This window comes from Actinacidiphila cocklensis (assembly GCF_907177275.1).
Taxonomy (GTDB): Bacteria; Actinomycetota; Actinomycetes; order Streptomycetales; family Streptomycetaceae; genus Actinacidiphila; species Actinacidiphila cocklensis.
Genome location: NZ_CAJSLV010000125.1, coordinates 192,901 through 212,994 on the forward strand (window position 1 = coordinate 192,901; position 20,094 = coordinate 212,994).

Annotated in this window: 17 protein-coding genes, 1 tRNA gene and 1 pseudogene; 11 read left to right on the forward strand and 8 right to left on the reverse strand. The window is 72.3% G+C overall.

Annotated elements, in window-relative coordinates; all coding sequences use genetic code 11:
• Positions 1-40 precede the first annotated feature (40 nt).
• From NFU81_RS40185 to NFU81_RS40195, 3 genes are all read left to right on the forward strand, one after another.
• The gene (locus NFU81_RS40185) at positions 41-1,369 is read left to right on the forward strand and encodes an SAM-dependent methyltransferase (protein WP_251502208.1); all 1,329 of its coding nucleotides are present in this window, start codon (positions 41-43) and stop codon (positions 1,367-1,369) included.
• Between the two features lie 240 nt (positions 1,370-1,609).
• A tRNA-Leu gene (locus NFU81_RS40190) sits at positions 1,610-1,693 on the forward strand.
• Positions 1,694-2,091: 398 nt separating this feature from the next.
• Complete coding sequence (locus NFU81_RS40195) at positions 2,092-3,615, forward strand: flavin monoamine oxidase family protein (protein ID WP_251502286.1); 1,524 nt, start codon at positions 2,092-2,094, stop codon at positions 3,613-3,615.
• Between the two features lie 54 nt (positions 3,616-3,669).
• On the opposite strand, the gene NFU81_RS40200 is transcribed toward NFU81_RS40195, so the two are convergent.
• Both NFU81_RS40200 and NFU81_RS40205 read right to left on the reverse strand, forming a co-directional pair.
• Complete coding sequence (locus NFU81_RS40200) at positions 3,670-4,548, reverse strand: bifunctional DNA primase/polymerase (RefSeq protein WP_251502209.1); 879 nt, start codon at positions 4,546-4,548, stop codon at positions 3,670-3,672.
• A gap of 394 nt (positions 4,549-4,942) precedes the next feature.
• Positions 4,943-5,509, reverse strand: coding sequence for a Bax inhibitor-1/YccA family protein (locus NFU81_RS40205; RefSeq protein WP_422665403.1), 567 nt, complete (start codon positions 5,507-5,509; stop codon positions 4,943-4,945).
• On the opposite strand from NFU81_RS40205, the pseudogene NFU81_RS40210 reads away from it, so the two are divergent.
• Positions 5,504-5,641, forward strand: a pseudogene (locus NFU81_RS40210) (Bax inhibitor-1/YccA family membrane protein); the annotation flags it as partial. The gene NFU81_RS40205 and the pseudogene NFU81_RS40210 sit on opposite strands and share 6 nt — an antisense overlap.
• A 96-nt stretch (positions 5,642-5,737) precedes the next feature.
• Here the strand turns inward: NFU81_RS40210 and NFU81_RS40215 are convergent.
• Positions 5,738-5,971 carry a DUF4287 domain-containing protein gene (locus NFU81_RS40215; protein ID WP_251502211.1) on the reverse strand — a complete coding sequence of 78 codons (234 nt, stop codon included), beginning with the start codon at positions 5,969-5,971 and terminating at the stop codon, positions 5,738-5,740.
• A 121-nt stretch (positions 5,972-6,092) separates the two neighbouring features.
• Between NFU81_RS40215 and NFU81_RS40220 the strand changes: the two genes are divergently transcribed.
• The gene (locus tag NFU81_RS40220; RefSeq protein ID WP_251502213.1) at positions 6,093-6,446 is read left to right on the forward strand and encodes a hypothetical protein; all 354 of its coding nucleotides are present in this window, start codon (positions 6,093-6,095) and stop codon (positions 6,444-6,446) included.
• 16 nt (positions 6,447-6,462) lie between these two features.
• Here the strand turns inward: NFU81_RS40220 and NFU81_RS40225 are convergent, their stop codons facing one another.
• From NFU81_RS40225 to NFU81_RS40235, 3 genes are all read right to left on the reverse strand, one after another.
• The gene (locus tag NFU81_RS40225; protein WP_251502215.1) at positions 6,463-7,269 is read right to left on the reverse strand and encodes a hypothetical protein; all 807 of its coding nucleotides are present in this window, start codon (positions 7,267-7,269) and stop codon (positions 6,463-6,465) included.
• A gap of 266 nt (positions 7,270-7,535) precedes the next feature.
• Positions 7,536-8,756, reverse strand: a complete 1,221-nt coding sequence (locus NFU81_RS40230; protein WP_251502217.1) for an acetyl-CoA C-acetyltransferase — start codon at positions 8,754-8,756, stop codon at positions 7,536-7,538.
• Positions 8,757-9,000: 244 nt separating this feature from the next.
• Positions 9,001-10,068, reverse strand: a complete 1,068-nt coding sequence (locus NFU81_RS40235; protein ID WP_251502219.1) for an SGNH/GDSL hydrolase family protein — start codon at positions 10,066-10,068, stop codon at positions 9,001-9,003.
• A gap of 160 nt (positions 10,069-10,228) precedes the next feature.
• On the opposite strand from NFU81_RS40235, the gene NFU81_RS40240 reads away from it, so the two are divergent.
• Complete coding sequence (locus NFU81_RS40240; protein ID WP_251502221.1) at positions 10,229-11,617, forward strand: cystathionine beta-synthase; 1,389 nt, start codon at positions 10,229-10,231, stop codon at positions 11,615-11,617.
• A gap of 334 nt (positions 11,618-11,951) precedes the next feature.
• On the opposite strand, the gene NFU81_RS40245 is transcribed toward NFU81_RS40240, so the two are convergent.
• Positions 11,952-12,359: a hypothetical protein gene (locus NFU81_RS40245; protein WP_251502223.1), complete on the reverse strand. Its 408-nt coding sequence runs from the start codon at positions 12,357-12,359 to the stop codon at positions 11,952-11,954.
• A 91-nt stretch (positions 12,360-12,450) separates the two neighbouring features.
• Here NFU81_RS40245 and NFU81_RS40250 point away from each other — a divergent pair, with 91 nt between their 5' ends.
• From NFU81_RS40250 to NFU81_RS40270, 5 genes are all read left to right on the forward strand, one after another.
• Entirely contained in the window at positions 12,451-13,836 is a 1,386-nt protein-coding gene (locus NFU81_RS40250) for an AMP-binding protein (RefSeq protein ID WP_251502225.1), read from the forward strand.
• A 223-nt stretch (positions 13,837-14,059) separates the two neighbouring features.
• A complete protein-coding gene (locus tag NFU81_RS40255) occupies positions 14,060-16,249 on the forward strand; it encodes an MMPL family transporter (RefSeq protein WP_251502227.1) in 2,190 nt (729 codons plus the stop codon).
• 242 nt (positions 16,250-16,491) lie between these two features.
• Positions 16,492-16,935, forward strand: coding sequence for a hypothetical protein (locus NFU81_RS40260; protein ID WP_251502229.1), 444 nt, complete (start codon positions 16,492-16,494; stop codon positions 16,933-16,935).
• A gap of 102 nt (positions 16,936-17,037) precedes the next feature.
• On the forward strand, positions 17,038-17,913 hold the full coding sequence (locus NFU81_RS40265; RefSeq protein ID WP_251502231.1) for a MurR/RpiR family transcriptional regulator: 876 nt from the start codon (positions 17,038-17,040) through the stop codon (positions 17,911-17,913).
• Between the two features lie 184 nt (positions 17,914-18,097).
• Positions 18,098-18,640 (forward strand): hypothetical protein, encoded by a 543-nt coding sequence (locus NFU81_RS40270; protein WP_251502233.1) that lies wholly within the window; start codon positions 18,098-18,100, stop codon positions 18,638-18,640.
• Between the two features lie 31 nt (positions 18,641-18,671).
• Here the strand turns inward: NFU81_RS40270 and NFU81_RS40275 are convergent, their stop codons facing one another.
• The gene (locus NFU81_RS40275) at positions 18,672-19,991 is read right to left on the reverse strand and encodes a type III PLP-dependent enzyme domain-containing protein (protein WP_251502287.1); all 1,320 of its coding nucleotides are present in this window, start codon (positions 19,989-19,991) and stop codon (positions 18,672-18,674) included.
• Between the last annotated feature and the right edge of the window lie 103 nt (positions 19,992-20,094).

Sequence of the window (20,094 nt, forward strand, 5' to 3'; positions counted from 1 at the left end):
GTGCGGGTCAACGACGGTTTTCGGTCGTACGCTCAGAAACATGGCTGACGCGGCTCATCGCATCTTCGAACTCGCCGAACACGCCCTCTCCAGACCGTTCCCGCTGCGGGTGCGCGCCTGGGACGGCAGTGAGGCCGGGCCGTCCGGCGCACCTGTCCTGGTCTTCCACCGGCGCCGCGCCCTGCGCCGGCTCCTGTGGCGGCCCGGTGAACTGGGCCTGACCCGCGGTTGGGTGGCCGGCGACCTCGCCGTGGACGGCGACCTCTACGACGCGCTCGACCGGCTGTCCGGGGTGCTGTGGGAGCGGGGCGAGCCGGAACCCGCGACCGCGGGCGGCGCGGTGCGGTTCGTCCGCCGCCTCGCGGACCTGCTGCGCGACCCCGGCAGCTACCGCCTCGCCCGCGAGGCCCTGGTGCTGGCAGGCCCCGGGCTGCCGCCCGCCCCGCCGCCGGAGGAAGTGCGCAGACGCAGCGGCATCGCCCACACCAAGCGCCGTGACAAGGCGGCCATCGCCCATCACTACGACGTGGGCAACGACTTCTACGCGCTGGTGCTCGGCCCGAGCATGGTGTACTCCTGCGCCGTGTGGCCCGAGAAGGACAGCACGCTCGAGGCGGCGCAATATGCCAAGCTCGACCTGGTCTGCCGCAAGCTGAGCCTGCACGAGGGGCAGCGACTGCTGGACGTCGGCTGCGGCTGGGGCTCGATGGTGCTGCACGCCGCCGAGCACTACGGCGTCCAGGCCACCGGGATCACCCTGTCCGTCGAGCAGGCCGCCTTCGCCCGCAGGCGCGTCGCGGAGGCCGGGCTGACCGGCAAGGTGGACATCAGGGTGCAGGACTACCGCGACGTCCCCGACGGCCCGTATGACGCGATCTCGTCCATCGGCATGGCCGAGCACGTCGGCAGCGAGCGGTATCTGGAGTACGCACGTACGCTGCACACCCTGCTGCGGCCCGGTGGCCGGCTGCTCAACCACCAGATCGCCCGGCGGCCGATGCGCGACGAGGAGGCGTACCGCGTCGACGAGTTCATCGACCGCTACGTCTTCCCGGACGGCGAGCTCGCCCCGGTCGGCGCGACCGTCGCCCGGCTGGAGGAGGCCGGCTTCGAGGTGCGGGACGTGGAGGCGCTGCGCGAGCACTACGCGCGCACCCTGCGGGCCTGGGTGGGCAACCTGGAGGCGCACTGGGACGAGGCCGCGCGGGCGACCACCGCCGGCAGGGCCAGGGTCTGGCAGCTGTACATGGCCGCGTCGGCGCTGTCCTTCGAGCGCAACCGGATCGGCGTCAACCAGGTGCTCGCCGTACGCACGGACACGGACGGGGCATCCGGCATGCCGCCGACCCGCAGCGGCTGGCTTTCCTAGGACAGGTCCAGGACGCGCCACCGCACCGGCCGCCTCGGTGCGTTTGTCGTGGTTGGGGGAGCGATTTCGCGTCACTTGTGCGGGGCAACTGTGGACGCGGTGTTGACGTCCTGGGCAGCCGGACTTGTCCAAAGGGGCCGCTGATGTGACGTCAGCGACCCCTAAAATAAGACAACATGACAACAGAGGCGCCCTGTTCGGACGCGCCGTCCCCGATACGCTTTTCTCTGCGCCCCGCCGGCCCGGATGGTGGAACGCAGACACGGCGAGCTTAAACCTCGCTGCCCCATAGCGGGCGTGCCGGTTCAAGTCCGGCTCCGGGCACTCACCCCAGGGTGGCTGGTCCGCGAGAAGGGCGGGAAAGGGCGCAAAGCGCCCCCGAACGCCGGGTGACGCGGGCACACCGTGGCAGTACCGGCTTTGCCGCACCACACGCTCCACACCGCTCCACACCGCACGGCGTCGAATGACGCGTGGTGTCCCGGCATGGCGGCCGGCCGTTCGCGGCCGGCCGCGCGGCCCCCGACGCGGGGGCTGCCGAGCCCGGTAGCGGGTGCTGGGCGGAGGTTCCCCTTACCTCGGCGTCATGTGGCGAACGATCATGCGTAACGCCGCGCTGCGAAAGTCCCCTCCGCCAGTAGCGAAAGGGGACATGACAGATGACCCAGTTCAATCGACGTGCCTTCCTGCGTGCCGTCGGCGCGACGGGCGGGGCGGGCGCCATGCTCGCCACGATGGGGGCGCTCGGCCTCACCCCCACGGCGGCGGCCGCGTCCCGCGACGCGGCCTTCCGCGCCCCGCGCAAGGGCGACTTCACCCTCACCGGGAGGGCCGCCGCGAAGGTGGTCGTGCTCGGCGGCGGTATCGCCGGCCTGACCACCGCCTACGAACTCGGCAAGGCGGGCTACGACTGCACCATTCTGGAGGCGCGCGACCGTCCCGGCGGCCGCAACTTCACCGTCAGGGGCGGCGACAGCACCACCGACCTGTACGGCAACCACCAGACCGCGCGGTTCTCCGACGGCCAGTACATGAATGCGGGACCCGCGCGGATCGCCCAGTGGATGATCACCCTGGACTACTGCCGCGAACTCGGCGTACCCATCGAGGTCTTCACCAACGTCAACGCGGACACCTACCTCTACAACGAGTCGGCCGGCATGACCGCGCCGATGCGCTACCGCGCGGCCAAGGCCGACGTCTTCGGCTACGTGACCGAACTCCTGGCCAAGGCCTCCGACCAGGGCGCGCTGGACCAGGCACTCACCGCGGCCGACCGGGAACGCCTGATGGAATTCCTCAAGGACTACGGGGACCTCGGCAATACCCTCGATTACACCGGCAGTTCACGACGCGGCTATTCGGTCTGGCCGGCCGCCGCCGGCGCTCCCGGCGTCGTGAACGGCGACGTGCCGAGCGCGTCGGACATCTTCGCCTCCGGAGTCGGCCGGTATTTCTCCTTCGAGTTCGAATTCGACCAGGCCATGCTGATGTTCCAGCCGGTCGGCGGCATGGACCGCATACCGCACGCGCTCGCCGGGGCGATCGGGACGCACAAGGTGCGCACCGGCTGCGCCGTCACCCGGATCACCGACCAGGCGCACGGCGTCAGCGTGACCTACACCCAGGGCGGGCGTACGAGGGTCCTCGACGCGGACTACTGCGTGGCCGCCATGCCGCCGAACATCCTCGCCAAGGTCCCGCACAACCTCGGCTCCGACGTCCAGTCGGCACTGCAGGCGATCACCCCCTCCTCGGCCGCCAAGATCGGCCTGGAATACCGCTCCCGCTGGTGGGAGACCGACCACCGGATCTACGGCGGCATCACCGAGACCGACCTCGACGTCACCCACATCTGGCACCCCTCCTACGGCTTCCACGGCGAGCGCGGTCTGCTCATCGGCTACTACAACACCGGCTCCCGCGCGGACTCCTACGCCCCGCTCACCCCCCAGGAGCGCGAGGCGCGTGCCGTGGCGGCGGGCGTCAAGATCTACGGGGAGAAGTACCGCAGCGAACTGGCCACGTCCTTCTCCCACCACTGGCGCCAGTTCCCCTACCAGGAGGCCGCGTGGCACAGCACGCCCGGCGGCCCCGACCACGCCAGGTACAAGCCGCTCAACGAGCCGACCGGCCGCGTCTACTTCGCCGGCGACTGGCTCAGCTACATGGACGCCTGGCAGCACGGGGCGTTCAGCTCTGCGCGCAAGGCGGTCACCGCGCTGCACCAGCGCGTGCTCGCCTGACGGCGCCCGGCGGCGCCTGAGGGCGTCGCACGGGCCGGTGCCTGCCGCCCCGCATCACGTGTGCGGGGCGGCCCGCAGCCGTCCTGCCGACGCCACGGTGGCGGCGGCCTCGCGCTCGCTCAGCCCGGTGTGCACCGCGGCCGTGACCAGGGCCGGTGCGAGCGCGTCGCCCAGGCCGGCGTCGTAGGCCCGGCAGGCGGCCCAGAACAGCCGCCCGTTGCGCTCTCCTTCGTGCGAGTCCAGGACGAACCGCACCAGGGCCGCGGCCCGCTTCTCGGCGGGATGGCGCGGCCCTGCCGCATGCCGGGGCTGCCGCTCGTACGGCGACGGCGGGGGAGCGGCGAGCCGCAGCAGTTCCGGGGGTGCCGCGGCAAGCGGGCGGTCGGCGGTGCCGGGGGCGAGCAGGTAGCGGCCGGCCACCGTGCGCGAGCCCGGGCCGACCACGTAACCGCCCTCGCCGCGTACGTCGATGCCGGGGGCGAGCCTGCCCGCCGAGTTGGGCACCGGGCCGGGCGCCGTCAGCCACAGGTGGCGGCCGCCGCTGGGAGTGAGCACGGTGACCGTGTCGGGCAGGGTGAAGCGGCGCACCTCGGCCAGTGCGTGCAGCGCGCCGATCCCGTCGGTGCCGTGCTTGACGTCGAGGTCGATGCCGATCAGATGCAGCGGCCCGCGCCCGCAGGCGACCCCGTAGCCGGTGGCCCAAGGGGCGATGGCGAAGAGTGCGCGGATGCGGGCCGGGTCGGTGGTCGCGTCGTACACGCCGTGCCCCGGGCTGCCGCACTCGCCGCGGCACATTGCCGCGGACCGCGGCTCGTCGCGGTGCGGGGAGCGGACGGCGGGCAGCTTCGTACGGGACAGCGGGATGACGGGCAGACCGCGGGCCGCGGTCAGCAGGGCCGCGTGCAGGGCGCGGGTGTGGTCGGGGCGTGGCATGGCCTGCTCCCTGGTGTTCGAACGCGTGTTCGTCTGCACTCTTCAGTGATACCGCGCCGGAGCTCCGCCGTCCACCGTCTATTGCGCCGGGCGTGGCGCGGGGGCAGGGGTGCACATGAGGGCATATCGCCACGGGGTGCGTGCCGGCCGGCATCCGGGGAAGATCGATTTCTGGAGGTCAGGCGGCTTTTTGCCAACCCATTACCCTTGACGGAGAGCTGCAGGACGCGGCCATGGAGGAGTGACATGAGGAGCAGCAACCCCGTCCTCTCCGGGCGGGGCTTCGCCCCGGCCAACGACTACGCGGGCTTCGAGGCGCAGGGTGCCCGCGGCGCCCGGGGCGGCACCCCGTACGCCCAGCCCCCGCGCAACCCGTACGACCGGCTGCAGCCCCTCACCGCCGAGGGTGTGGAGCAGGCGTACACGGCGCCCGCCGGAGCCGCGCAGACCGGCCTGATGACGATCGACAGTGTCGTCTCGCGCACCGCGATGACACAAAGTCCAGGGACAGGAAGAAGGCACCCAGCGCGATCCCGAGCAGGCAGAAGACGATGCCGAGCGGACCGGTGCGCAGTCCCAGGCCGTCGGCGCTGCCGAAGGCGGCGAAGAGCAGGTTGACCAGCAGCGCCAGCACGAAGCCGACGGCGACCGCCAGGCCGATCCGCTGGTAGCGGGCGGTGACCCTGATGATCCGCGCCCGGTAGGCGATCAGCATGCCGGCGAAGATCGCCATGGTGCCCAGGACCGCCTGGACCGGGGCTCCTTGCCACGCCTGGTTGTACAGCCGGCTGAGCACCCCGAGGAAGACACCCTCGAAGAGCGCGTAACCGAGGATCAGCGCGGGTACGGGCCGGCTCTTGACGGTCTGGATCATGGCGAGCACGAACGCGATCAGCGCAGCGCCGACTGCCCAGCCGTAGTTGTCGGGCAGCGCGACCCAGCCGAGGACCGCGCCGACCACAAGCAGGTCGAGGACGGCATCAGGGTCGGCGCCCCGCGCCAGGAGTCCTGGGTGGCGGCCTTCGGGCTGACCCTGTCCCTGGTGTGGATCTATCTGGAGCTGTTGCGGCTGATCGCGATCCTGCGCGACTGACCGGGTGCGCCGCCCGGCGGGCGGCGCGGCTCGGCGGGCTGCCGGGAAGCGCCGCTTCCCGGCAGCCCGCCGGCGTGGTGTGGTGTGGGGTCGGGGTCAGAGCAGATTGCGCGCGGCCCGCCGCAGGTCGTACTCGTGGACGAGGGCTTTCGCGTGGCCGTAGGAGAGGTCGTGCTCCGAACGGAGCCAGCTGACCTTCTCGTCGAAGCGGAAGAACGACGGCCCGTCGGCGAGGGCGGACAGCCAGTCGCTGACCTCGCGGCCTGTGCAGTGCGGGATGCGGTCGATCAGATTCCGGTGGGTTTCCTCGGAGAAATGCGTTTGGGACATCGGCGCCTCCGGTATGTGGTCCGGTCACCCCACCGTGCCCGAGAGGTCGTTGCTTGGCAACCATCTCGGACGTGCGGATATGGGTGCGAGGCTGACTCCCGTACCCCGATAGGGTCGCGTCATGCCGGAGCGCACCGACCAGAACGCCCAGCCGCAGCAGGACCCGCGCGGCGATCTGAACGCCGCCGTGGAGCGGCTCGCGGGGCGGCTGCGGGCACTTCCGCAGCGCAGGCTCCAGGCGGGCGCCGCGGCGACGGGCCGTGAACTGGCGCGCTGGCTCGACCGCGAGGCGCAGCTGCTGGAATTCCCCGGGCGTGAGCCGTTCGTGATGCCCGACGACGGTGTCTTCGTGGTGGGCGACCAGCTCGCCCTGGCCGGGCGGGAGCTGATCGCCGCAGCGGCGCTCCCCGAGCACCGCGAGCTGCTGGCCGAGGCGCGCGAGCGGGTGGCCCGGGCGGCCAGAGCCGTCGACTAGCGGCGGCGGCAGGGCACTACAGCGAGGCGACGACGCGGTCGGCGAGCACGTAGACGCTCTCCTCGCCGAAGGCGAACGTCAGCGCATAGGCGCCGGCTATTGCGGAGCCGCCGCGCAGCACCGGTACATCGCCGCGATCCAGGGCGTCGCACAGCCGCAGCGCGGTCTCCCGGTGCCCCGGGGTCATGCACAGCGTGGTGCCGTCGGCGAAGACGTAGACGTCGAGCGTGCCGAGCGGACCCGGGCGGACGTCGGACAGCGGCACCCTGGCGTCGGCGAGGTCGGCCAGCCGCTCCGCGGTCTGGTCCTGCGAGGCCACGACCGGGGAGGGCGCGTAGTCCGGTCCCGACGGGTGCGGGATCATGCCGGGCGCGGGCAGCGTCGCCTCGGGGGCGTCCGCGGCGTCGGCTTCGAGCGCGGCGTCGTAGGCGGCGTCGAGCCCGGCGAAGTCGGCCTGCCGGGGCAGGAAGGGGAGCACGGGCGGGACCTCGTAGTCGGCGCCGGTCATCGCGGAGTCCGCGCCGGTGCCGTAGAGCCCGCCACGGAAGAGCGGGGTGTCGCCCGCGGTCTCGCGGGCCTCCTGCTCGGCCCAGAAGGCGCGGGCCTCGGCGAGTTCACGCTCCCGCTCGTCGGCGAGGGCGTCGGCCACCGCGGCCCTGATGTCGCCGGCCGACGCGCGCTGCTCCGGCAGGCACAGGCCGGCCAGATCCTGGCGCAGCGCCGACAGCTCGCGGCGCACGCCACGGGCGGAGAGCAGAGCGGCGGAACCCGCCGCCACGGCGAAACCCGCGGCGACCAGCAGGACGGTGAAGTTGGCACTCACTGACGTTCTCCCGACTGACGCGACCCGAGCAATGCCCACCTGAACGGCGGGCGAAACTTCCCCCTCACATCACTGTGCCGGTAAACCCGTGGCCTCCGCAGTGCGGAAAGTCATGAGTTGGGTAGGTCTGGGATGCTGTCCTGTTTTTGTGTGGAGGGTCTGACCTGCAACAATGCGCCGCCCCCGGGAAAAATCACATCCCGGGGGCGATTTGGTTGCGACTTACGTCACAACTCTGCGTTACGGAGTCGGCCGGCGGCGGAGTGTCACGAAAGCCGCTCGATCACCATGGCCATGCCCTGGCCGCCGCCGACGCACATGGTCTCCAGCCCGAACTGCTTGTCGTGGAACTGCAGGCTGTTGACGAGGGTCCCGGTGATGCGCGCGCCGGTCATGCCGAACGGGTGGCCGACCGCGATGGCGCCGCCGTTGACGTTCAGCCGGTCCAGGTCGATGCCCAGGTCGCGGTAGGACGGGATGACCTGTGCCGCGAAGGCCTCGTTGATCTCGACCAGGTCGATGTCGCCGATCGACATCCCGGCCCGGCGCAGCGCCTGCTGCGAGGCCTCGACCGGTCCGTAGCCCATGATCTCGGGGGACAGCCCGGACACGCCGGTGGAGACCACCCGGGCCAGCGGGGTGATGCCCAGCTCCCGCGCCTTGGTGTCGGACATGATCACCAGCGCGGCCGCCCCGTCGTTGAGGGGGCAGCAGTTGCCCGCGGTCACGGTGCCGTCGGGCCTGAAGACCGGCTTGAGGCCCTGGACGCCCTCCAGGGTCACTCCTGGCCGCGGGCCGTCGTCCGTGGCCACCACGGTGCCGTCAGGCAGCGTCACGGGCGTGATCTCGCGCTCCCAGAAGCCGTTCCCGAGCGCCTTCTCGGCCAGGTTCTGCGACCGCACGCCGAACTCGTCCTGCTCCTGGCGGGTGATGCCCTTGAACGCTGCCAGGTTCTCAGCCGTCTGCCCCATCGCGATGTACGCGTCGGGCAGCAGGCCGTCCTCGCGCGGGTCGTGCCAGTCGGCCCCGCTCTGCTCGGCCCGCGCCGCCGTGCGCGCGATGGCGTCGCCGAAAACCGGGTTCATCGTGTCGGGCAGGCTGTCGGAGTTGCCCTTGACGAAGCGCGACACCATCTCGACGCCCGCCGAGACGAAGACGTCGCCCTCGCCCGCCTTGATGGCGTGCAGCGCCATCCGCGTGGTCTGCAGGGACGAGGAGCAGTAGCGGGTGACGGTACAGCCGGGCAGGTGGTCCATGCCCATCTGCACCGCGACGATCCGGCCCAGGTTGAAGCCCTGCTCGCCGCCCGGCAGGCCGCAGCCCAGCATCAGGTCGTCGATGTCGTGCGGGTCGAGCTGCGGCACCTTGGCGAGCGCCGTGCTGATGATCGTGGCGGCCAGGTCGTCCGGTCGCAGGTCCTTGAGCGACCCCTTGAAGGCGCGACCGATGGGCGAACGGGCGGCTGAGACGATGACGGCTTCGGGCATCGCGACACTCCTCGGCGAGCTGCGTGCGGGCGTGGTGCTTGGTGCGTGGTGCTCGAGTCCTGCGGCGGTCCCCCGGCGCTGCGGCTGCGCCGGCAGCCGGCACGCCTGGTGTCCGACCGCGGACCCTCTGGAAAGTTACCCGCACGTATCGCAGCGAGTCACCAGCCGGACGCTGTGATGCGGGCTACTTTCTGAGCGCTTGCTTACCCGCCGATGCTACGCCCGTACCCCGCGTGGGCGGGAGCTACGCGGACCGGTCCGCTGCGCTCTCCTCGTCGGAGGCGGTGCCCCCGGTGTCCCCGGCGTCCTGCTCGGGCTGCTCCTCCTCCACCAGCCGCCTCCTGCGCCGCTTGATGAGCACCCAGCGCCCGCGCGGCCCCGACGCCGCGTCCCGCGCCGCGGTGACCTCGGTGCCGCCTTCCGCGGCCGCCTCGGCCGCCGCCTGGGCGACCGGCAGGAAGCCCTCGCCGCGCCGTACGTCGGGCCGCTCGTCGGACAGCGGCCACACGCCCATCGCGGCGCACAGTGTCGGCAGGACGGCCATGGCGGCCGTCGCGTAGCCCTCGGTGGAGGGGTGGTAGTTGTCCGGGCCGAACAGCTCGCGCGGCCTGGCCTCGAACTCGGGACCCAGCAGGTCGCCGAGCGAGACCGTACGGCCGCCCACGCCCACCACCGCGATGGTCTGCGCCGCGGCCAGCTGCCGGCTCATCCGGCGGGCCAGCCAGCGCAGCGGCTGGTAGACCGGCTCGACCGAGCCCAGATCCGGGCAGGTGCCGACGATCACCTCCACCCCGGCCGCGCGCAGCCGGCGTACCGCGTCGGACAGCAGCCGCACCGAGGTCGCGGGCGGCATCCGGTGGGTGACGTCGTTGGCGCCGATCATGATCACCGCCACGTCGGGCGGCGGCGCCGCCGGGTCGAGCACCAGGGCCACCTGGCGGGGCAGGTCGTCGGACTGGGCGCCCGGCAGCGCGACGTTGACCAGCTTCACCGGCCGCTCCGCGACCGCCGCCAGGCCCGAGGCGAGCAGGGCGCCGGGGGTCTCCCTGGCCCGGTGCACGCCCTGTCCCGCGGCGATGGAGTCCCCGATGAAGGCCAGCCGCAGCGGCGGTTCCCCCGTGCGGTGCGCGAACGCCGACCCGTACCGCCCGTCGGCTCGCGGCGGTACGTCGGCCGAGCCGCCGACCACCCGCTTGGCCAGCCGTACCTCCGCCAGCACCAGGCCGACCGCGGCCCCGCTCAGCAGGCTGATCCCGCCCCCGCCGAACGCCGCCGCGGTCGCGATCCGCCGTGCCACCCTCGCCCTCGACATCGAGCCCGCTCACCTCCGTGTACTAGCCGGTACTAGAACCTGTTGCCCCGAAGAACACCCTGGGCAACGTCAACGGTGTCCGCAACGTCCACGTTTCGCTCCGCTTCGTGTGCAGCACCTAGGCTGGTCCCACCATCACGGAGAACCCGGAGACACTACGGTGCAGTTTCACGACTCGATGATCAGCCTCGTCGGCAACACCCCGCTGGTGAGGCTCAACAGTGTGACCGCGGGCATCCAGGCGACCGTCCTGGCCAAGGTCGAATACTTCAATCCCGGCGGTTCGGTGAAGGACCGGATCGCCCTGCGGATGATCGAGGCCGCGGAACGCAGCGGGGAGCTGAAGCCGGGCGGCACCATTGTCGAGCCCACCTCGGGCAACACCGGCGTGGGCCTGGCCATGGTCGCCCAGCGCAAGGGCTACCACTGCATCTTCGTCTGCCCCGACAAGGTCTCCACGGACAAGATCAACGTCCTGCGGGCGTACGGCGCCGAGGTCGTCGTCTGCCCGACGGCCGTCGACCCCGAGCACCCGGACTCGTACTACAACGTGTCCGACCGCCTGGTGCACGAGACGCCGAACGCCTGGAAGCCCGACCAGTACAGCAACCCCAACAACCCCCAGTCGCACTACGAGTCCACCGGACCCGAGTTGTGGCAGCAGACCGACGGGCGGATCACCCACTTCGTGGCGGGCGTCGGCACCGGCGGCACCATCTCCGGCACCGGCCGCTACCTCAAGGACGTCAGCGAGGGCCGGGTGCAGGTCGTCGGCGCCGACCCGGAGGGCTCGGTCTACAGCGGCGGCTCCGGCCGGCCGTATCTGGTCGAGGGCGTCGGCGAGGACTTCTGGCCGACCGCCTACGACCGGGACGTCGCCGACGAGATCGTGGCGGTCTCCGACAAGGACTCCTTCCAGATGACCCGGCGGCTGGCGCGCGAGGAGGGCCTGCTGGTCGGCGGCTCGTGCGGGATGGCGGTCGTGGCGGCCCTGAAGGTCGCGGAACGGCTCGGCCCCGACGACGTGGTCGTCGTCCTGCTGCCGGACAGCGGCCGCGGCTACCTGTCGAAGATCTTCAGCGACGTGTGGATGAGCTCGCACGGCTTCCTCGACGACGGCGAGGGCGAGGCGCGCGTCGCCGACGTCCTGGCGCACAAGGACGGCGGCATGCCGAACCTGGTCCACATGCACCCGGACGAGACGGTCGGGCAGGCCATCGAGGTGCTGCGCGAGTACGGCGTGTCGCAGATGCCGGTGGTCAAGCCGGGCGCGGGGCACCCCGACGTGATGGCGGCCGAGGTGATCGGCTCGATCGTCGAGCGGGACCTGCTGCACGCGCTGTTCTCCAAGCGCGCCACCCTGGACGACCCGCTGGACAAGCACCTGTGCCCGCCGCTGCCGCAGGTCGGCTCCGGCGAGCCGGTCGCCGACCTGATGACCGTCCTGGAGGGTGCCGACGCGGCGGTCGTGCTCGTCGAGGGCAAGCCGACCGGTGTCGTCAGCCGCCAGGACCTGCTGGCCTTCCTGGCCACCCACAGCGGGTCCTGAGGCGGGCCGCTCGGCAGCCCCCTGCCGTTCCGGCCTGCGCCGGAGCGGCGGGGATTCGCGGAACTGGTACACCCGCGACACGTACGCGCAGCACGGGCTTAACACGCGTCCGGCAGATTGGGTGATGTCGAAAGGGCAGGTGATCACCGGCCCGGACGGCACGCACACGGCGCCAAGGACCTCCGGAGCGGCTCCCGGACTCCATGGTGACCCGGACGCGCAAGCCAGGTCCTGAACCGGCCCGCGTCCCTCGCGGGGACCGCCGTCGTCCCGCCCTCCGGACTCGCTCCGGGGGTGCGGCGGTCCCCGCGATCAACTTCTGCGCGCTGCCGCGTCAGTCCTCGTCCTGCCGGGACTTCGACCAGGCGTTGGTGAGCCCCTGGGCGAGATTCACCCCGACGATGCCCGCCCAGCTGATGAACAGCCCCGCAGTGCCGGCGTTCGCCGCGCCGATGGCCGACAGCGGGATCGCCAGGACCATCGTGAAGCCGGCGAAACCGTAGCGGGCGAAACGGGCACTGGGCTGCGGCGGGCCGATCGGGCGGCGGTCGGCGCGGGCGAACGACGTCTGCTGCTGCGCGAGTTCGCGGCGCACCCGCTGCTCGACACGGCTGTCCACGCGGTCTGTCACCTTCTCGATGAACGAGTCGATGAGTTCAGACTCGTACTCCGCTCCGAGATCCTTGCGGGCCTGCAAGGTGGCGGAGAGTTCTTTGCTGAGTTCCGGGTCGCGGGCGTCCATACGCCCACCGTAGAGACCGGGCACCGTGGGCGACACTGGGGTTAGCCCCCGACTTCCCCGGGGGTCAGCCGTCCCGGAGGAGGACCCCGCCATGGCCGACGTACCGCTGCTGACCGCCCTCCACGGAGCGGCCGACCGGGCGGACGCGGTGACCGTCGACGGGCGGACCTGCAGCTACGAGGACCTGCTGGGCGCGGCAGGTGCGGTCGCCCGGCGGGTGGCGGGGGCCGAGGCCTTCGCGGTCAGGGCGACGGCGTCGCTGGAGACGGTGGCCGCCGTGGTCGGCGGGCTGCTCGCCGGGGTGCCGGTGGTGCCGCTGGCGCCGGACGCGGGACCCGCGGAGAACGAGCACATCCTGCGGGACTCCGGCGCACAGGTCGTGCCGGTGGACTTCGCCGAGCGCGCGGACTTCCCGGCGTCCGCGCACATTGCCGCGCCGAACGAGGAGGCGGCGCAGGGGCGTACGGACGGGACGCCGTACAGGGATGCGGCGCTGGTCCTCTACACGTCGGGCACCACCGGGCCACCCAAGGGCGTGCTGATCTCGCGTGCGGCGATCGCGGCCGACCTCGACGCACTGGCGCAGGCGTGGCAATGGACCGCGGACGACACCCTGGTCCACGGACTTCCGCTCTTCCATGTGCACGGCCTGGTGCTGGGCGTCCTGGGCGCGCTGCGCACCGGCAGCCGCCTGGTGCACACCGGCAGGCCCTCCCCGCAGGCATACGCGGCGGCGGGCGGCAGCCTCTACTTCGGGGTGCCCACGGTCTGGCACCGGGTGGCGCGCGACGAGGTGGCGGCAAGGGCGCTGTCCGGCGCCAGGCTGCTGGTGTCGGGCAGCGCGCCGCTGCCCGCGCCGGTCTTCCGCGACCTGCGCGCGCTGACCGGCCACGAGCCGGTGGAGCGCTACGGCATGACGGAGACACTGATCACGGTGAGCGCGCGGGCCGCTGGCGAGCGCAGGCCGGGTGCGGTCGGCAGCGCGCTGCCCGGGATCGCCACCCGGATCGCCGACCCCGTCGACGGCGTCGGCGAGCTCCAGGTCCAAGGCCCCACCCTCTTCGGCGGCTATCTGGGGCGGCCGGAGGCGACAGCGGCGTCGTACACCGCGGACGGCTGGTTCCGTACCGGCGACATCGCGTCGGTCGAGCCGGACGGCACCCACCGGATCGTCGGCCGGGCGTCGACCGACTTGATCAAGTCGGGCGGATACCGCATCGGCGCGGGAGAGGTGGAGAACGCCCTGCTCGGCCATCCGGCGGTACGAGAGGCGGCCGTCGTCGGCGCACCGCATCCCGACCTGGGGCAGGAGATCGTCGCCTATGTGGTCGCCGACGGTGTCACCGCCGCCGAGTTGACGGACTTCGTGGCCGCCCAGCTGTCCGTGCACAAGCGGCCGCGCACCGTCCGATTCCTCGCTGAGCTGCCGCGCAATGCCATGGGCAAGCCGCAAAAGCGGTTGCTGCCGCCCGTCTGACCGGGATAGGGGTAGGGGAACGGGCCTGCGCGGACGGGCCGCTCCGGATGGCCGCAGCCGCCCGACCCTGTGGTTGCCGCTAGCCGGGCGGCAAGTAAGCTGTTGCCCCAGACAACGATGCCCGCACCAACCGGGCGGCCTACCCAGGCCGCCCGGGTCGCCGATACCCCGGTCCCGCTCCGAAGGGTGGCGGTGATACGTCCTGCCATGGAGGCAGCACCGCATGTTCCACCGCATCGGACGCACAGTCGTCCGCCATCCCGTATGGACCATCGTCGCGTGGGTGATCGCGGCCGTCGCGATCATCGCGACGGCGCCCAGCCTGCCGTCCAACAGTGACGAGAGCAGCTTCCTGCCCAGCAGCTATGAGTCGATCAAGGCCATGAACCTGCAGGAGAAGGCCTTCCCTTCGGCCTTCACCCCGTCGGCGATCGTGCTCTACCAGCGCGCCGACCAGGGCAAGCTGACGGCGACCGACAAGGCCGACATCACCAGGATCACCCAGGAACTCGGCCAGAAGAAGATCGAAGAGGTCCAGAAGGTCGTCGACGGCTCGCTGTCCAAGGACGGCAAGTTCGAGACCGCGCTGGTCCAGATGGACAAGAAGTCGCAGGGCCAGCCGAAGCAGGCCGACGCCGCCAAGGCGCTGCGCGACGACTCCACCGCACTGGCCAAGGGCACCGCACTGAAGGTGCAGGTCGGCGGCCAGGCCGCGCAGAACCTGGACCAGCAGGACGCGGGCAAGACCTCGGACGCCGTCGCGCTCATCGGCTCACTGCTGATCATCATCATCACGCTGTCGATCATCTTCAGGTCCCCGCTGATCGCCGTGATGCCGCTGATCCTGCTGCTCGGCGTGGTCTTCACGGTCTCCAACGCGCTGATCGCCGACGCGACCAAGGTCTTCGGACTCCAGGCCAACAGCTCGATCTCCGCGCTGCTGATCGTGGTGGTGCTCGGTGTCGGCACCGACTACTTCCTCTTCCTGATGTTCCGCTACCGAGAACGGCTGCGGGCGGGCGACGAGCCCAAGGAAGCGATGATCAACAGCGTCACCCGGGTGGGCGAGGCCATCGCCTCGGCAGCCGGCGCGGTCATCATCGCCTTCTGCGCGCTGGCACTGTCCACCCTCGGCTTCCTCACCCAGCTCGGCCCGGCGCTGGCCATCCTGGTCGCCGTCACCCTGGTGGCCGGTCTGACGCTCTTCCCGGCGATCTGCTCGGTGATCCCGCCGCGCGCCCTGTTCTGGCCCGGCAAGAAGTGGCACCAGGAGCCCAGCGGCACCCGCTTCGCCGCCATCGGCAAGCTCGTCGGCCGCAGGTCCGGCATGGTCGCGATCGTCTCCGGCCTGGTGATGGTGCTGCTCGCCCTGGGCACCCTCGGCTACAAGGCGTCCTACGACCTGGCGTCCGGCTCGATCCCCAAGACCAAGGAGTCGATGGTCGTCCAGGACACCCTGGCCAAGGCGTACTCCGCGGGAGCCGCTGAGCCGACCAACGTCTACCTCACCAGCACCGGCGGCAAGCCGCTGACCGCCGACTTCACCGCGTACGCCGACAAGTTGCGCGGGGCGGACGGCGTCGCGGACGTCAGCTTCGACAAGAAGACGGACCTGAACAAGGCGGGCACCACCGCCAACTTCACCGTGACGCTCAAGTACGAGTCCGCCAGCGACCAGGCCATCAAGGCGGTCGGCGGCGTCAGGACGGTCGCGCACGAGAACGCGCCGCCCGGCAGCGAGGCCTTCGTCGGCGGTGCCTCGTCGGTCTTCAAGGACATCAACGCCGCCGTCAACCACGACTACCGCACCGTCTTCCCGGTGGCCGCGGTGCTCATCATGCTCATCCTGGGCCTGCTGCTGCGCAGCGTGGTGGCGCCCTGGTACCTGATCGCGTCGGTCGGCCTCGGCTTCGGCGCGACCCTCGGCACGACCGTGCTGATCTTCGGCCGCGGCGACGGGCTGATCTTCCTGCTGCCGATCATCATGTATCTGTTCGTGGTCGCGATCGGCACGGACTACAACATCCTGATGATCGCGCGGCTCAGGGAAGAGGCCCAGGAGGGCCGCAGCCCGCGGGAGGCGGCCAACATGGCGCTGCGGCACGCGGGTCCGACGATCGGCGCCGCGGGTCTGATCCTGGCGGCGACCTTCGGCACGCTGATGCTGTCGGGCAACGCCTTCCTGACCCAGATGGGCTTCGCGGTCGCCTTCGGCATCGTGATGGCGGCCTTCGTGATGGCGATGTTCTTCACGCCGAGCCTCACCGCCCTGATCGGTCACGCAGCGTGGTGGCCCGGACATGCCGACCGGGCCGCCGAGCCCGCGGTGGCCGGGGCGGGGGTCCCGGGCGGTGCCGGCGGGCCGGGCGGAACCGATGGTGTGCGCGACCCGGAGCTGGACAAGTCCCGGTAGCGCTGAGCTGCGGGTTCTTCGGCGGTAGCCGAGTTATCCACAGGGCCGGACAGGTGTCGATCACCTGTCCGGTCCTTTCGGTTACGCTGAGACAGCAGTGAGTGACCGGCGGCCCGGGTGGCGGGCCGGTCGACGGGGGAACCGGGGAGAGTGGGGGCGGGCATGAGCGAGGTGGCGGGGCGGACGCGGGCGGGGCGGACGCGGGCGGGGCGGACGCGGGCGGGGAAGCAGGGGGAGCGGCGGTGCGGGTGTGGCGGCCGCCGCCGGCGCCCGAGTGGCGCCGGCGGGTGCTGGCGGTGCCGGGCCTGGTGCTGCTGGGCGTGCTGCTGCTGGTCGGCGCGGCGCTGCTGGAGGACCGGCGGGGCAATCGCGCGGATGAGCTGTGCCATCAACTGGCTGTGCCCTGGCCGCTGTTCGCCCTCGCGTATGCGGCACTGGTGTGCGGTGCGGCCGGACTGGGGGTGTGCGGGCTGCTGTTCAGGACGGCGCGGCGGGAGGGCCGGCGAGGCGTGGACTGCTGGCAGGGCAGCCTCGCCCTGGTCATATCCGTGCCCGGCGCGCTCGCGGTGCTGCTCGAGGCGACGGCGGTGTACGGGGTGCACGCCCAGGCCGGCCAGCCCTACTGGCAGTGCGCGGGTGCGCGGGTGCTGCCCGGGGTGCAGGGCCTGGCAGCGCTGCTGCTGTGACGCCGACGGGCGCGGTCCCGGCTCTTGCCGAACTGCATACGGTCATGCAGAGTCTTGGGCGAGTGAATAAGTGCCGGTGGACGGGGTCAGGGATGGACGGCGATGAGTAACGCGGCCGGGGGCGAGCACGGGACCGCGGGGGCGGCCGGCGGCGCCGCGGGCCGGCTGCTGAAGCTCTTCGAGGCGCACCGGCTGACCCCCACCCAGCGCAGGATCGCGCACTGCCTGGTGCGCAGGGCCGCCGACGCGCCCTTCCTGTCCAGCGTGGAGGTGGCCGAACTCGCGGGCGTCAGCCAGCCGTCCGTGACCCGCTTCGCGGTGGCGCTCGGCTTCGACGGCTATCCGGCGCTGCGCAGGCATCTGCGCGAGGTGGCGCCGGTGTCGGCGGCGCCGGACGTGGCGGGCTGCAACGAGTACCAGCAAGCGGTGCACGCCGAGATCGAGAACCTGCGGCATCTCGCGGCGCTGCTCGCCGATCCGGGGCCGGTCGCCCGGGCCGGTGCGGTGCTCGCCGGCTCGGTGCCGCTGCCGGTGCTCGGGCTGCGGGCGGCCGGGGCGCAGGCCCGCGGCTTCGCGTACTTCGCGGCCAAGGTGCACCCGGACGTGCGGCTGCTGGACGAGGGCGGCACGATGCTCGCCGACCGGATCGACGCGGCGGCACGGGCGGGGGCGAGCGCGCTGCTGTGCTTCGCACTGCCCCGGCATCCGCGGGAGGTGATCGACGCGCTGGTCCTCGCGCGGGAGGCGGGGCTGACCGTGGTCACCGTGGCTGACAGCGCGTTCGCGCCGGTCGCCGCGCACAGCGACCTGCTGCTGCAGGCCGCGGTCGGGACGGGCCTGGCGTTCGACACCGCGTGCGCGCCGATGCTGCTCGGGCGGGTGCTGCTGGAGTCGATGTGCGACGAACTGCCCGAGGCGCAGGCGCGGCTGGAGGAGTTCGACGCGCAGGCCGCGGCGCGCGGGGTCTTCGTGGAGTAACGGCGGCTCACGGCGGCTGACCGCAGCTCACGACCGGCGCCGGCTGACGGCGGGCGCCGGCAGCTGAACGGGGGCCGGCGGATTGCGTACGTCTTAACGAAAATCTGAGAATTCCGAAGTAACCTCCCGAGCACCTGTCAGGCGATGCCGTGCGCGTGGACACGGCGGCGGAGGAGGAGGCGCGATGGTGCGCGAGGCCTACACATTGGCGCGGGTGGCGGTGGCGGTACGGACGGCGGGGACCTGGCTGTGGTGGCTGGGCGTCGTCGCGGCGGTGCCGGGGACGGCGGTGACCTTCAGCCCGACCGGGCGGCGGATCGGTGTCATGGCCGGTGCCGCGCTCTTCGTCATCGCGGCGGTGGCCGCCTTCCTGATACGCGGCGGCCGGCACACCGCCCGGGCCGAGGCGGCGACCAGGGCGGCGAAGTCGGTCTTCCTGCAGGACCGCAAGGTGACCGCCCGGGCCTGGGCGCAGCGGCGGCGGTGGTGGCTGGCCGCGGCCTTCGTCGTCGCGGCCGCGTCCTCGGCGGCGCTGCCCTGCGCGGGCGGCATGCTCCTGGGCGGTATCGGCGCAGGGCTGCTCGCCAGGTCGCTGCGGCTGGCCCGGATAGAGCGCGGCAAGGACGCACTGCTGTGGGTGCGCCCCGACGGCGACCCCGCCGCCTACCAGCTCACCGGCATAGCCGCCGGCGACGCGGCGCCCGGCGGCGCCCGCCGCAGGGGCTGAGCCGCCGGCCCGGGATGCGCGACCCGGGGGCCTACGGGGTGAGCGGGGGCAGGCCCGCGCCGCTCTCGGCCAGCAGGTCGGCCGTGGACTGGGCCGGGCGGACCGGGGCGAAGACGGGGGCCGCGCCGGGCACGGCGGTGTAGGCCCAGACGGCCGGGCGGGGCAGCGAGTTGTAGGCGAAGTGCGTCGAGAAGTAGTAGGCGCCGGTGTCCAGCAGCGCGACATGGTCGCCGGAGTCCAGCCGCGGCAGTTCGCGGCCGCGGGCCACGAGGTCGCCGGCGAAGCAGCAGGGTCCCGCGACGTCCTGGACCACCGGGTCGCCTCCCTTGGGCCGGCCCGCGGGGTCCAGGGCGAGGACCCGCAGCGGCCAGGCCTCAGGGGCGAAGACGGTGCGGGTGGCGACCTGCGCACCGGCGTGGGTGACGGCGATCGCCCGCCCGCCGGCGGACTTGGCGTACTCGACCCGGGCCAGGATCGTGCCGTGCTTGGCGAGCAGGGCGCGGCCGAACTCGGTGACGATGCCGTAGCGCCCGTCGAAGAGGCCGGGGACCTCGGCGCGCAGCAGGTCGGCGTAGTCGCCGAAGGTCGGGGTGATGGCGTCCGAGCCGAAGTTGACGGGCAGGCCGCCGCCGATGTCCAGGACGGTGACCTGGCGGCGCCCCGCGGCTGCGTTGATGCGTTCCGCCAGGTCATAGGCGGCCCGGACGCCGGCGGCCATCAGCGGTAGCGGTACACCCTGGGAGCCGGTGTGGGTGTGCAGGCGGTTCAGCCAGGGCCGCTCGGCGTAGGTGCGCAGCACCCATTCCTCGGCGCCCGGGTCGCGCAGCGCCACACCGAACTTCGAGGTGGCGGTCGCGGTGCTCATCGCGTCGATGCTGCCGCCGCCGACCTGCGGGTTGACCCGCAGCCCGATCGGGGAGGCGGAGGGTCCCGCGGCCAGCAGGGCGTCGATCCTGGCGATCTCCTGCGGGTTGTCGGCGTTGACCGCGATACCGAGGGCCAGCGCCTCGCGCAGCTCCGCGGTGGTCTTGGCGGGGGAGTCGAGCACGGTGCGTTCCGGCGGGATGCCGGCGGCGCGGGCCAGGGCCAGTTCACCGGGGCTGGCCACCTCGGCGCCGAGCCCGTACTGCCCGAGCAGCGCGAGGACGGGCACCAGGGAGGCGGCCTTCACAGCGAAGGTGTGCTCGACGGCGACCCCGGGGGTGGCGAAGGCCGCGCGCAGGGAGGTCGCCGCCTGCCGGATGCCGGCGACGTCCAGCAGTCCCACGACCGGTTCTGCCTCGCTGACCAGGCCGATGTCCACTGCTGAGCGCAGCGCGTCCTGCCGGCGTACCGCCGCCTCGTCCGTCATGGACGCCATCCCACCATCCCGCCCCGCCGCACCGCTACCGCAGTCGCCCCGTACCGCCCCGGCGGCAGGGGCGCGGGCCTTGTTGACTAGAGCTATTCATCTA